The organism is Flavobacterium sp. GW823-FHT06G12 (assembly GCF_058794775.1).
Genome location: NZ_JBXAHE010000003.1, coordinates 403,426 through 416,722 on the forward strand (window position 1 = coordinate 403,426; position 13,297 = coordinate 416,722).

Here is a 13,297-nt window from a genome sequence, read left to right on the forward strand (position 1 = left end):
ACTTTGCGGCTTATAGAAGTGTCTATAAAAAAACTTAATAACTTTGCGAAAATCCTTAGCAACTTCTGTGTTACAAAACGCAAAGAAAAAACTTAGTATCTCAGAATCTTAGAACCTTAGCATCTTAAAAAAAATCATATCCACTTTAGTTTTGTTGCAATAGAACAAGCTTCGGCAGTATTGTTGACTTTCATTTTCTCTAGAATATTTTGTCGGTGGCGGCTTACGGTATTGATGCTAATAAATAATAGTTGCGCAATTTCTTTACTTTGTTTTCCTTCTTGAAGCATTTTAAGGATTTCTTTCTCTCTTGTAGAAAGAAAAAAGCTGCTCTCTTTTTCATTTTGCTTAATGATATTTCCAGTCGCTGTATTAATAATGGCGCCTTCATATTGTGGAGTCAAAGAAAAATCAAAATTATAGAGACATAATGCGAGTTCTACATCTTCATATTCATTTGAAAAATAAAACATTTTATGTAATAAAGATTTTTCAGCTGTTTTATCGTTCATTCTCAGTTTGCTAATCACGCAAAAATCTTTTCGTTCTTCTATAGGAACCGTTTTTATAAACTGAAAAAAGTGAAGCTCTAAAAGGTATTTCTGCATTACATCATCAGAATTTAACTTGCCAAAAAGCTCTTCTTCCCAGATACTTTCAATTTCTTGAACTTGATCTTTTTTAAAAATATTAAGTTCTTCTGCAATTTTGCCCGAATAGATATAGCTTTTGTTTTTGTACAAATCGCTTAGAACGGCAATACCATTTTCTAAATCAGCGAAATTCTGAGCAATTTCTTTACAGGTTTTTAAAACCTTTTTATTATGTAAGTTTCCTGAGTTTTTTTGCTCTAAAAGCTGCTTGCTCAAATCATCTTTTATGCTTTTCATAAAATGGTTATTTATAAGTATTGTCTTATGGTTTTAAGCCGAATATATTTGTATGATTATATGACCTGAAATATAATAAAAAATGGGATTTAAAATAATTATAAAATTCTTAATCATTTTACTTGACTTATTATCAAGTTGTTTTGGCTAAATTTATTGCTAAAAATACTTGATGAAAGTATAATGATTGTCAATGCTTAATAAATTAAAATCATGAAAAACCTTCTTTTAATTGTTTTTTTTATAAGTATAAATTCTCTTCAAGCACAGAATTCTGCCATAAAAAGGCTTGATGGGAGTACAATTTCAACAGATAGTTTAACAGCAACAATTGAAAACTTAATGGGTAAAGCCGATGTAAAAGGGCTGGCTGTAGCTATCTTTAACGCTAAAAAGCCTGTTTATATGAAAACTTTTGGCTTTAGTAATGTTGAAACCAAAAAGAAGTTAGAGTTGCAGACCAATCTTTATGGTGCTTCTTTAAGTAAAGCCGTATTTGCTGTTTTGGTTATGAAATTGGTAGAAGAGGGCTTGATAAGTTTAGATAAGCCGCTTCAGGATTATCTGCCCAAACCTATTTATGAATATGATTTTAAAGTATGGCATGAAGATTTTAGAGAATTAAAATCATATCCAGAATATAAAATGATAACAGCAAGAATGTGTCTAGATCATACATCTGGATTGCCTAACTGGCGCTGGTTTGAATCTGACGAAAAACTGAAAATTAAGTTTGAGCCAGGAACTCGATACAGTTATTCTGGCGAAGGACTCACGTATCTTCAGGTTGTTCTAGAAAAAATCACGGGGAAAACTTTAGAAGAAATGGCTCAGGAAAAAATATTCAAACCGTTGAAAATGACAAATTCGAGTTATCGCTGGCAAGAAAAATTCGAAAAAGATTATGCATACGGGTATGATGAAAATGGCAAAATGCAGGAAAAAGACAAAGACAATGCACCAAGAGGAGCAGGAACACTAGAAACTACAATAGAAGATTACAGTAAGTTTATAACAGCAATTTTGAATAAAAAAATACTAAATGCTAAATCGTATAAAGAAATGTTTGGCCCACAGATTCGAATTCGTTCTAAAAACCAGTTTGGTCCAGGTGCATTAGAAGACGGAAATTGGAATGATAAAACAGAACTTTCCTATGGTTTAGGATGGGGATTGGTAAAAACGCCTTATGGTTATGGTGCATTTAAAGAAGGTCAGGGTTCAGGTTTTCAGAATTATAGCATTGTTTTTTCAGACAAGGGCATTGGCATGCTGATTATGTCTAACAGCTACAAAACAGGAGCAATAATGAAGTATTTACTGGAAACAGGAATAAAAGATACCTACACGCCATGGGAATGGGATCAATACATTCCTTATGATAAAAAATGAGTTTCTAAGTTTCTGAGATGCTAAGCTTCTAAGACACTAAGAAAAAAAACCAGAATCTTAGTATCTTAGAAGCTTAGCATCTTAGATTAGATTGAATTTCTATCAATAAAATTAAAAGGCACTTTTACCTGACCTTTTTCTTTATTCAAGATCATTCTGGCTGCAGTTTCTCCCATTACATTAAAATCGGTTGACATTACAGTAATGCCAAGCAGGTCTTTTAAAGGAGTGTCGTTATAAGAGATAACGCCAATATCTTTTCCTAAAACAAATTCTTCATCGCGAATTTGTTTTACTAAATTCACTAAGTCAGATTCTTCAATCGTGATAAATAAATCTCCTTTTTTAAGAATCATATCATCATAAACTTCACTTAGAATTTCAAAATTGATTTCGTGTTCTACGCAGAATTTTCTAAATCCGTGTAAAATTCGTCTCGGGTAAGGATAAACGGCTTTGTCTGGATAAACTAGAATTAAACGTTTGTATTTCGATATTTTAGAAAGCCCTTCGATTAGAGCATTATATATGTCATTTTCAAAATCCTGATAAATTTTGATTACTTCATCTCCAGCCCCAAGTTTTATATTATCTAAAATAACCAACTTTTCTTGCGGAATATTTTTAATAGCATTAACAACATTGTCTGTAAAACTGGAATGTTTTAATTCTTCTGTTTTAAAATGCGTTGTAATGACATAATAATCGTAAGCGCCTTCAAACTTATCTAAGATGTTTAAAAATAAGGTTTCGTCGCAGTGGTAAATTTGAAGGTCAACATGTGCATTTGCTCCTAGAGTATCAATAAACGAACTGTATGTTTTCATTTTATACGAACTCAATTTATTGGTAAGGAACAGAACATTAACCTTAGATTCAAGCTTTGTTCGGGTTATGTAATAACCTTTTCCTCTAATAGAAGAAATGATTTTTCGCTCTTTTAAAATATTGTAAGCTTTCTCAACAGTATCACGAGACATATAAAATTCTTCGCTGAAACTATTAATAGATGGAATTTTTTGATTGATTTTTAAATTTCCGTTGGCGATGTTCTGAAGAATAGAGTCAACAATTTGTTTGTATTTAGGAACTCGTGAATCTTCGTCTATTTTAATAAGCTTAATCATGTTCATTGTTAGGAAATTTGTTTGGCATTTCAGCAAAACTCTTTTTAAATTCTAAATAATTTTAAAAAAATCTCTTTTTTAAAAAAATCTGTTGCGTAGAATCGTTTTAGGCAAGAAAAAGAGAATTTGACAAGGCTTGTAATCTTTTTTTTATAATTTATAAATTTTAACCCGAATGAGGAATCAATAATTACGAAATCTATTGCTAAAGTAGCCATTTTAAATTTATTTACCCAATAATTACAGATTGTTATTTCTAATATTCTTTAGTTTTAACAAAAAATATAAAATACGTAAAGGATAGTACAGGACAGTTTTGTTTTTGACATTCTCTTATTTTACAAAACCAAATCACTATCTAAACAAACCAAAAACTAAAATTTATTAAATGGAATCATTATTAGGAATCATTTTTCATTCTATCGGAGGATTTTCTTCAGGTAGTTTTTATATGCCTTTTAAAAAAGTAAAGGACTGGGCTTGGGAAAGCTATTGGCTAGTAGGAGGATTTTTCTCTTGGCTTATTGTTCCACCAATTGCTGCCTATTTAACGATTCCGCATTTTGGTGAAATTATAGCTGCAGCTTCTCCATCAATAAAAACGTTTACATTTTCAATGGGACTTGTTTGGGGAATTGGCGGTTTAACTTATGGTCTAGGCGTTCGCTATTTAGGAATGTCTTTAGGAAACTCAATCACATTAGGATTTTGTTCTGCATTTGGAGCTTTAGTTCCTTCAATTTATTATGATTTTGTTCCAACAGAAGGAAAAATTTCATTCTCTCACATGCTTTCTCATTCTGGCGGACAGTTGGTTTTATTAGGTGTTGTAGTATATCTAGTTGGAATTGCTATTTCTGGAAAAGCAGGAATGCTGAAAGAAAAGGATTTTGCAACAGGCCATGAAGATAAGGATAAAGACTTCAATCTGGTAAAAGGTTTGATTGTAGCAGTGATTTCTGGAATTTTAAGTTCATTTTTTAATTACGGAATCGAAGCTGGAAAACCAATGGCAGAACAGGCTTTAATGAATGGAGCAAATCCGTTGTTCCAAAACAATGTGACTTATGTTGTCTTGCTTTGGGGAGGATTAACGACCAATTTTATCTGGTGCCTTTATTTGAATTTTAAAAATAAATCAATCAAAAATTATACTGATAAATCTACTCCAATAACAAAAAACGTTTTGTTTTCTGCTCTTGCTGGAACCATGTGGTTTTTACAGTTTTTCTTTTACGGAATGGGGGAAAGCAAACTTGGAAATGGTGCTAGTTCATGGATTTTACATATGGCGACCATTATTCTAACAGCAAACTTTTGGGGATTTTACTTGAAAGAATGGACAGGGGTTTCTAAAAAAACAATGAGAACTTTTTTCTGGGGAATTGGGCTTATTATGCTTGCAATCGTTTTGGTAGGAATTGGTAACTCATTATAAAAATAATTCAAGAAATAATTTTAAATACTATATGTCGAATACAAACACAATTAATAATATGAATTTTAAGCATGTAAGCTACCTTTGGGATGAAGCTAAGGCAGCAGAATTAGCAGGTGATGAAGTAGCGCTTTTTATTTATCGTTCTAACTTGTTAGGAGCTGATTTAAGATTAACCAACTACGGCGGTGGAAACACTTCTGTTAAAATTACAGACAAAGATCCTCTTACTGGAGAATCTTCTGAAGTAATGTGGATTAAAGGTTCTGGCGGTGATATCGGAACGTTGACAAAATCTGGTTGTGCGGCTTTGTATTTGGACAGACTTCGTAACCTTGAAAATGTTTACAGAGGAATTGAGTTTGAAGACGAAATGGTAGAATTATTCAACCACTGTATTTTCGATTTAGCTTCAAAAGCGCCTTCTATCGATACACCTTTACATGGTTTTCTTCCATTCAAACATATTGATCACTTGCATCCAGACGCAGCAATTGCTATCGCTGCAGCAAAAGATGGAAAGAAAATCACAGAAGAATTATTTAACGGAGAAATCGGTTGGGTAGGCTGGCAGCGTCCAGGATTTGATCTTGGTCTTCAGTTGAGAGCTTGTCTAGAGGAAGCAGAAAAAAACGGTAAAAAACTACGTGGAATCATGTTAGGTTCTCATGGTTTATTTACTTGGGGAGATACTGCGTTTGATAGTTATATCAATACGCTGGAAGTAATAGAGAAATGTGCTTCTTACTTAGAAGATAATTACGGAAAAACACGTCCAGTTTTTGGAGGTAAAAAAATCGACAGCCTTCCAGAAGCAGATCGTAAATTAAAAGCAGCAAAAGTAGCTCCAATTTTAAGAGGTTTCTGTTCATCAGAACGTCAGATGATTGGTCATTATACAGACGATGCAAGAGTTTTAGAATTCATTAATTCTAATGATTTAGCAAAATTAGCTCCATTAGGAACATCTTGTCCAGACCACTTCTTGAGAACTAAAATCAGTCCTTTGGTTTTAGAATTAGATCCAAACGAAGATTTGTCTGATGTTACAGCTGTAAAAGCAAAATTAGCTCCAGCATTTGAAGCATATCGTGCAATGTATAAAGACTATTACAATGCATGTAAAAAATCAAATTCACCTGTAATGCGTGACCCGAATCCAGTGGTTATTTTATATCCAGGAGTTGGTATGTTCACTTTTGCTAAAGATAAAACAATGGCACGTTTAGCATCTGAATATTATATTAATGCAGTAAACGTAATGAAAGGTGCAGAGGCAGTTTCAGAATATACTTCTTTGCCCCACCAAGAAGCTTTTGATATTGAATATTGGTTATTAGAAGAAGCTAAATTACAGCGTATGCCTAAACCAAAAGCATTATCTGGAAGAGTAGCTTTAATTACAGGTTCTGCAGGCGGAATTGGTAAAGCTATCGCTAAAAAATTCGCTCAAGAAGGTGCTTGTGTGGTAATTAACGATATTAACGAAGAGCGTTTAGAAGGCGCAACTGCTGAGTTCATCAAATCATTTGGTAAAGATGCCGTTTCTAGCACTTTATTGAATGTTACAGACGAAGTAAGCACAGAAAAAGCATTAGATGAAGTTTGTTTAGCTTTTGGAGGTGTTGACATTGTGGTAAATAATGCAGGAATCAGTATCTCAAAATCTATCGCAGAACACACTTTAGAAGAGTGGGATAGATTATACGATATTTTGGTTAAAGGACAATTTATTGTTTCTAAAGCCGGAATCGAAGTAATGCGCAAACAAGGTTTTGGAGGAGATATTGTAAATATCGTTTCTAAAAATGCTGTTGTTGCTGGTCCAAATAACCCAGGTTATGGTTCGGCTAAAGCTGCTCAAGCGCACTTAACACGTTTAATGGCTGCAGAACTTGGAGCAGATAAAATTCGTGTAAATACAGTAAATCCTGATGCTGTAATTTCAGATTCAAACATTTGGTCTGGAGGATGGGCAGAAGGTCGTGCAAAAGCATACGGAATTACAGTTGAAGAACTTCCGGCTTACTATGCAAAACGTACGTTGTTAAATGAAATCATATTGCCAGATGATATTGCTAACGCATGTTACGCTTTTGTTGGAGGTTTACTTGGTAAATCTACAGGAAACGCATTGAACGTAGACGGTGGCGTAGCCATGGGCTTTTATAGATAAAGATTGTTTAGGTTTTTTATATAAGTTTGTTTAAGCAAAAGTGGTTTTTTGTGGTCTAGCGTTCGAAGTTTTTCGAACGTTAGATTTTTTTAGCATATAACAATTCGCTTTAACAAAGAAAACTTAACAAAAAAGTGAAGTAAAACGGGAGTTCACAGCGTATAAAGTTATATCTTGTAAACTCTATTAAAATATCAATAACTATGTTAATCGGATCAAACCACATCGAATCTCATAACGAAGATTTATTAAAAAAACACCAAAATAAATTAGTTTTTACAGCATCAGAAATAAATGATACAGAAGCGATTATTCAAAAATTAATCGACTTTCAAATTGCAATTCCATCTTGGGCTTTAGGTACAGGAGGAACAAGATTCGGACGTTTCGCTGGTGGAGGAGAACCTCGTTCATTAGAAGAAAAAATTGAAGATGTTGGTTTGCTTCACAAATTAAATAATGCTTCTGGTGCGATTTCACTTCATATTCCATGGGATATCCCGACAGATTACAAAGCAATCAAAACACTAGCAAATCAGCACGGATTGAAGTTTGATGCGATGAATTCGAATACGTTTCAAGATCAAGCAAGTTCTGAGCACACTTATAAATACGGTTCTTTACAAAACGTAAACAAAGCAGTTCGCAAACAAGCAATTGCCCATAATATTGAAGTTATTAAACACGGGATCGAATTAGGTTCTGAGTCTTTAACAATTTGGCTGGCAGATGGTTCTAACTTTCCAGGGCAGTTAAATTTCAGAAGAGCGTATCAAAATACATTAGAAAGTTTAGAGGAAATCTACGATGCATTGCCTTCAAACTGGAAATTATTTTTAGAATATAAATGTGCTGAGCCTAACTTTTATTCTACGACTGTAGCAGATTGGGGGCAGTCTTATTCGTATGTTAAAAAGTTAGGCGACAAAGCGCAGACTTTAGTAGATTTAGGTCACCACCTTCCAAATGCCAATATCGAGCAAATCGTTTCTTTATTATTGATGGAAAACAAACTAGGAGGTTTCCATTTTAACGATTCAAAATATGGCGACGATGATTTAACAGCAGGAGCTTTAAAACCATATCAATTATTCTTAATTTTTAATGAATTGGTTGAAGGAATGGATGCAAGAGGAATGAATCACGCTAAAGATTTAGGCTGGATGATTGATGCTTCTCACAACATCAAAGATCCGTTAGAAGATTTATTGCAATCTGTTGAAGCGATTATGATTGCTTACGCACAAGCACTTTCTGTAGACAGAAAAGCATTGGAACAAGCACAAGAAGAAAATGATGTGGTAAAAGCGCAAGAAATTCTTCAAAACGCATTCCGTACAGATGTTCGCGCATTAGTGGCAGAAGCTCGTCTTCGTTCTGGAGCGGCATTAAATCCGGTAGGATTATATCGTTCACTTCAGGTTAGAGAAAACCTAGTTGGCGAGAGAGGTTTAAAAACAATGGCCACTGGGTTGTAGTTATAAGTTATGAATTATGAGTTATAAGTTGAGTCTTTTTGTGTTTTGTACTAAAAACATAAAAAGACTTAGCTTAAACATAAAAAAACATAATTCAAGAACTCATAACTTATAACTCATAACTCATAATTAGAATAAATGAATGTAGTTGCGATTTTTGATATTGGTAAAACAAACAAAAAGGTTTTTTTATTTAACGAAAATTATAAAATTGTCTGGGAAAAATCAGTAAATCTGGAGGAAACCACAGACGAAGACGGATTTCCGTGCGAAGATATCGAAGTGCTTAAAAATTGGATTTTAGATCGATTATCTGAAATAAAAGAGCTTAAAGATTATGTTTTAAAAGCCATCAATTTTAGCACTTACGGAGCAAGTTTTGTTTATATAGACGAAAACGGAAAAGTTTTAACTCCTCTGTATAATTATTTAAAAGATTATCCAGAGGATTTAAAAGCTGATTTCTATGAAAAATACAAAGGAGAAAAAAAGTTTGCTGTAAAAACAGCTTCTCCAGTTTTGGGCAGTTTAAATTCGGGAATGCAGATTTACCGCATAAAAGAACAAAAGCCCAAAATATTTGAAAAAGTAAAATACTGTCTGCATTTGCCTCAGTTTTTAAGTTTTCTTTTAACGAATGAAGCATACGCTGATATTACAAGTATTGGCTGCCACACCAATTTGTGGAATTTCAAAAAAATGAAATACCATAAATGGCTGAAAGAGGAAGGTATTTCAGATAAAATACCGCCAATTCATTTTGGTAAAGATGTCATTATGACCCGCGAAAATATAGCAATTGGAGTTGGTCTTCACGACAGTTCGTCGGCAATTATTCCGTACACGATCAATTTTACAGAACCTTTTGTTTTATTGTCAACAGGAACTTGGAGTATTTCTTTAAATCCGTTCAACAACAAACCCCTAACGTTTGACGAATCGCAAAACGACTGTTTGTGCTATATGCAATATACTGAGAAACCTGTAAAAGCGGCTCGTTTATTTGCAGGAAACGAACACGAAGTGCAGACCAAACGCTTGGCAGAACATTTTAAAGTTCCAGTTGATACTTACAAAGAAGTTTATTTTGATAAAAATATTGTAGCCAATCTACGAGCGCTAAATTATCAGATTTTCTATCCAAAAAAATACAATTTTGATATCCTGAAAGAATGCCCTTTTCAAAAAAGAGACCTTTCACACTATAAAAATTACGAAACAGCTTATCATCAATTAATGTTAGATCTGGTAGAACAGCAGGTTTTTTCTACCAATTTGGTCATTCATAACAGTCCAGTAAAAAAGATTTTTGTGGATGGAGGTTTCAGTAAAAATTCGATTTACATGAATTTATTAGCAGAAGCTTTTCCAGATGTAGAAGTTTATGCGGCCTCGATGGCGCAGGCAAGTGCTTTGGGAGCTGCGTTGGCAATTCATGATAATTGGAATCCAAAACCAATTCAGAACGATTTAATTGACTTGAAATTCTATAAACATTAGGTAAAAACGGTCTGTATGTTGTAAATTTGCTGAGAAACGTATTTTTTACATTTTTACAGTACACGCCTAAATGAACAACACACTAAATACTACAACATGAAAATTGGACTTTTTATACCTTGTTATGTCGACCAATTTTATCCAAAAGTAGGAATTGCAACCTACGAATTGTTACAAAAATTAGGTTGTGACGTCGAATTTCCGATGGGACAGACCTGCTGCGGACAACCAATGGCAAATAGCGGTTATGCACATTTAACGAAAGGATGCGATGCCAATTTTATTGCCAATTTTTCTGGATTTGATTACATAGTCTGTCCTTCTGGAAGTTGTGTTTTGCATGTAAAAGACCATTTGCATGACGAAAAACAAGAAGAGAAGGCAACGGCAATTAGAAATACAGTATATGAACTTACTGAGTTTATAACCGATGTTTTAAAAATTGACCATATAGATGGAAGATTTCCGTATAAAGTCGGAATGCACGTAAGCTGTCACGGTCAGCGCGGTTTAAAGCTTTCGCAAATGTCTGAATTAAACGCACCATTTTTCTCTAAACCTGAACAATTATTGCACAGTATAGAAGGTCTTGATTTGGTTGCTTTAACTAGAAAAGACGAATGCTGTGGTTTTGGCGGAACTTTCTGCGTAACAGAAGAAGCAGTTTCTGTAAAAATGGGACAAGATCGTATTAATGATCACGAAAGTCATGATGTGGATTATATTACAGGCGGAGATATGTCTTGCTTGATGCATTTGGACGGAATTCTAAAAAGGCAAAAAAGCAGAATCAAAACCATTCATATTGCCGAAATATTAAATTCACTAGAAAACTAAAATAGATGTTGAATATAAAATTTAACCGCAAAGTGCGCAAGGTTTTACGCAAAGTTCGCAAAGTTAATTTTAATCTTTGCGTACTTTGCGCTTTTTCCTTTGCGTACTTTGCGGTTAAATAAATCATTATAAACATTTCAAAATTGACTTTTAAATAATTAAAAATGTCATCAGAAAAAATAATACAGCACAGCGAAGCCGCGGCAAAGTTCAATAAAGACGTAGAGCGTGTCAATTGGCATGATGAAACACTTTGGTTTGTGCGTGCTAAAAGAGATAAATCAGCGCACCAAATAGCAGATTGGGAACTGTTGCGTGAAACCGCTTCTCAAATCAAATTTAATGTGCTTTCTAATATTCACGATTATTTAGTTGAATTTGAAGCGAATGCGCAACGAAACGGAATAATTGTACATTGGGCAGCAGATGCCAAAGAACACAACGAAATTGTGCATTCTATCATGGCTAAACATGATGTAAAGCAAATGGTGAAATCCAAATCTATGCTTACAGAAGAATGCCATTTAAATGATTATTTAGCCGAAAAAGGAATTGAAGTAATCGATTCTGATTTAGGTGAATATATTGTTCAGCTTCGTAAAGAACCGCCAAGCCACATTGTACTTCCGGCGATTCACTTAAAGAAAGAAGATGTAAGCGAAACTTTTCACGAACATTTAGGTACAGAGAAAGGAAATTTCAACCCGCAATATTTGACAGAGTCAGCGCGTCATAGTTTGAGAAATACTTTCTTGACTAGAAAAGTGGCTTTAACAGGAGTCAATTTTGCTGTTGCAGAAACAGGAGAATTTGTGGTTTGTACCAATGAAGGAAATGCGGATATGGGTGCGCATTTAGCAGACGTTCACATAGCTTGTATGGGATTTGAGAAATTGATTCCGAAAAGAGAACATTTAGGTGTTTTCTTGAGATTATTGGCAAGAAGCGCAACTGGACAGCCTATTACTACTTTTTCAAGTCATTTTAAGAAACCAAGAGACGGAAAAGAAATGCATATCGTAATTGTAGACAACGGAAGAAGTACACAATTAGGAAGAGAAGATTTTAGAAATTCGTTGAAATGTATTCGTTGCGGCGCGTGTATGAACACTTGTCCAGTGTACAGACGAAGCGGTGGACACAGTTATCACAATGCGGTTGCGGGACCAATTGGTTCTATTTTAGCACCAAATTTAGATATGAGCAAAAATGCCGATTTGCCTTTTGCCAGTACGCTCTGTGGTTCTTGTACTAACGTTTGTCCAGTAAAAATTGATATTCACGATCAATTGTACAAATGGCGTCAGGTTTTGGTGAAAGAAGGGCATACACCGAAAGCAAAAACAGTGGCTATGAAAACGATGGCAACGGTATTAGCAAATCCAACGGTTTTTAATATTGCTGGAAAATCAGGACGATTTGTAATGAAGAACATTCCAGGAATGGTCAATAATAAGATGAATAAATGGTACGATCAGCGCGAAATGCCAGATGTTCCAGAAGAATCTTTTAGAGAATGGTACAAGAAAAATTCGCGAGAATCTAAAGAAAAAGGAAATGAGTAGTAAAGGCGAAATTTTAAAAAGAATAAAAGCAAATCAGCCCGAATTGGTTTCAGAACTGCCAGATTTAAATCTTTTAGGTTCAGAACAATTTGATGTATTAGAAACCTACAAAACGGTTTTAAAAGGAATTGGTGGTGATCCTGTAGAAGTTGCCGATTATAACGAAATCATCAATTACATCAAATCCAATTATAATCTGGAGAAACGATTAATTACAACGCTTCCAGAGCTTTCTGAAATTGCTTCTTTAGATTGGAAAGCAGTAGATCCGCATTCGCTTCAAGACGTTGAATTAACGGTTGTAAAAGCACATTTTGGCGTGGCAGAAAACAGCGGACTTTGGGTAACCGATGATATTTTAGGACAGCGTGTTGCGCCTTTCATAGCTCAATATTTAGCGATTATAGTTCATAAAAAAGATCTTGTGCCAACCATGCAGCAAGCGTATCAAAGAATCGGAAACATGGAATACGGTTTTGGAACTTTCATCGCTGGTCCGTCAAAAACGGCCGATATTGAGCAATCTTTGGTTCTCGGAGCTCATGGAGCAAGAGGTTTGATTGTGTTTATATTGGATTAATAAAAAATAATAGAAGGGGAGCCTGTCTCATTTTTTGAGACAGGCTCTTTTTTTATGCATCATTCTATGATTTTTTAAGGACATAGCCTATGGTTTCAGCCATTGGAATGTAATATAAGACCTAATGCAAAATTCAAATGATTGAATCTTTGGACTTTATAAGCATAGAAAAGAGGTAAGAATTAATTTATCAAAAACAACATATCAGAATAAAATCCTGCAACTTCGGTGCAGAAATATGCTTTTGGTCTAAAATTTAAGGAATCTAAGCAAAATTATCTTATAATTGTGCTTATTACACAAACCAGAAAACC

10 protein-coding genes are annotated in these 13,297 nt (G+C 34.2%); 8 read left to right on the forward strand and 2 right to left on the reverse strand.

The features are described from left to right. Positions 1 to 134: 134 nt before the first annotated feature. The gene (locus tag AC1Q5Z_RS14420) at positions 135 to 890 is read right to left on the reverse strand and encodes a response regulator transcription factor (RefSeq protein WP_343584117.1); all 756 of its coding nucleotides are present in this window, start codon (positions 888 to 890) and stop codon (positions 135 to 137) included. A 213-nt stretch (positions 891 to 1,103) separates the two neighbouring features. Here AC1Q5Z_RS14420 and AC1Q5Z_RS14425 point away from each other — a divergent pair, with 213 nt between their 5' ends. Then, on the forward strand, positions 1,104 to 2,282 hold the full coding sequence (locus tag AC1Q5Z_RS14425; RefSeq protein WP_343584115.1) for a serine hydrolase domain-containing protein: 1,179 nt from the start codon (positions 1,104 to 1,106) through the stop codon (positions 2,280 to 2,282). A gap of 86 nt (positions 2,283 to 2,368) precedes the next feature. Here AC1Q5Z_RS14425 and AC1Q5Z_RS14430 read toward each other — a convergent pair whose 3' ends face one another. Further along, positions 2,369 to 3,409 (reverse strand): GntR family transcriptional regulator, encoded by a 1,041-nt coding sequence (locus AC1Q5Z_RS14430; RefSeq protein ID WP_198857466.1) that lies wholly within the window; start codon positions 3,407 to 3,409, stop codon positions 2,369 to 2,371. 388 nt (positions 3,410 to 3,797) lie between these two features. Here AC1Q5Z_RS14430 and rhaT point away from each other — a divergent pair, with 388 nt between their 5' ends. The 7 genes from rhaT to AC1Q5Z_RS14465 all read left to right on the forward strand — a co-directional run bounded on the left by rhaT (position 3,798) and on the right by AC1Q5Z_RS14465 (position 12,983). Further along, on the forward strand, positions 3,798 to 4,847 hold the full coding sequence (gene rhaT, locus AC1Q5Z_RS14435; protein WP_343584111.1) for an L-rhamnose/proton symporter RhaT: 1,050 nt from the start codon (positions 3,798 to 3,800) through the stop codon (positions 4,845 to 4,847). 31 nt (positions 4,848 to 4,878) lie between these two features. Next, entirely contained in the window at positions 4,879 to 7,023 is a 2,145-nt protein-coding gene (locus AC1Q5Z_RS14440; protein ID WP_492445518.1) for a bifunctional aldolase/short-chain dehydrogenase, read from the forward strand. A gap of 203 nt (positions 7,024 to 7,226) precedes the next feature. Further along, complete coding sequence (locus tag AC1Q5Z_RS14445) at positions 7,227 to 8,501, forward strand: sugar isomerase (protein WP_492445520.1); 1,275 nt, start codon at positions 7,227 to 7,229, stop codon at positions 8,499 to 8,501. Positions 8,502 to 8,639: 138 nt separating this feature from the next. After that, entirely contained in the window at positions 8,640 to 10,001 is a 1,362-nt protein-coding gene (locus tag AC1Q5Z_RS14450; RefSeq protein ID WP_343584105.1) for an FGGY-family carbohydrate kinase, read from the forward strand. A 96-nt stretch (positions 10,002 to 10,097) separates the two neighbouring features. Continuing rightward, complete coding sequence (locus tag AC1Q5Z_RS14455) at positions 10,098 to 10,838, forward strand: (Fe-S)-binding protein (protein WP_343584104.1); 741 nt, start codon at positions 10,098 to 10,100, stop codon at positions 10,836 to 10,838. Between the two features lie 164 nt (positions 10,839 to 11,002). After that, on the forward strand, positions 11,003 to 12,403 hold the full coding sequence (locus AC1Q5Z_RS14460; RefSeq protein ID WP_343584101.1) for a lactate utilization protein B: 1,401 nt from the start codon (positions 11,003 to 11,005) through the stop codon (positions 12,401 to 12,403). Beyond that, complete coding sequence (locus tag AC1Q5Z_RS14465; protein ID WP_198857460.1) at positions 12,396 to 12,983, forward strand: LutC/YkgG family protein; 588 nt, start codon at positions 12,396 to 12,398, stop codon at positions 12,981 to 12,983. The genes AC1Q5Z_RS14460 and AC1Q5Z_RS14465 overlap by 8 nt, the downstream gene beginning before the upstream one ends. Positions 12,984 to 13,297: the final 314 nt, after the last annotated feature.

Bases quoted from the DNA above. Each gene is read 5' to 3' on its own strand.
- AC1Q5Z_RS14450 (WP_343584105.1), top strand. From the start codon at position 8,640: ATGAATGTAGTTGCGATTTTTGATATTGGTAAAACAAACAAAAAGGTT.
- AC1Q5Z_RS14460 (WP_343584101.1), top strand. From the start codon at position 11,003: ATGTCATCAGAAAAAATAATACAGCACAGCGAAGCCGCGGCAAAGTTC.
- AC1Q5Z_RS14425 (WP_343584115.1), top strand. From the start codon at position 1,104: ATGAAAAACCTTCTTTTAATTGTTTTTTTTATAAGTATAAATTCTCTT.
- AC1Q5Z_RS14455 (WP_343584104.1), top strand. From the start codon at position 10,098: ATGAAAATTGGACTTTTTATACCTTGTTATGTCGACCAATTTTATCCA.
- rhaT (WP_343584111.1), top strand. From the start codon at position 3,798: ATGGAATCATTATTAGGAATCATTTTTCATTCTATCGGAGGATTTTCT.
- AC1Q5Z_RS14440 (WP_492445518.1), top strand. From the start codon at position 4,879: ATGTCGAATACAAACACAATTAATAATATGAATTTTAAGCATGTAAGC.
- AC1Q5Z_RS14420 (WP_343584117.1), bottom strand. From the start codon at position 890: ATGAAAAGCATAAAAGATGATTTGAGCAAGCAGCTTTTAGAGCAAAAA.
- AC1Q5Z_RS14445 (WP_492445520.1), top strand. From the start codon at position 7,227: ATGTTAATCGGATCAAACCACATCGAATCTCATAACGAAGATTTATTA.
- AC1Q5Z_RS14430 (WP_198857466.1), bottom strand. From the start codon at position 3,409: ATGATTAAGCTTATTAAAATAGACGAAGATTCACGAGTTCCTAAATAC.
- AC1Q5Z_RS14465 (WP_198857460.1), top strand. From the start codon at position 12,396: ATGAGTAGTAAAGGCGAAATTTTAAAAAGAATAAAAGCAAATCAGCCC.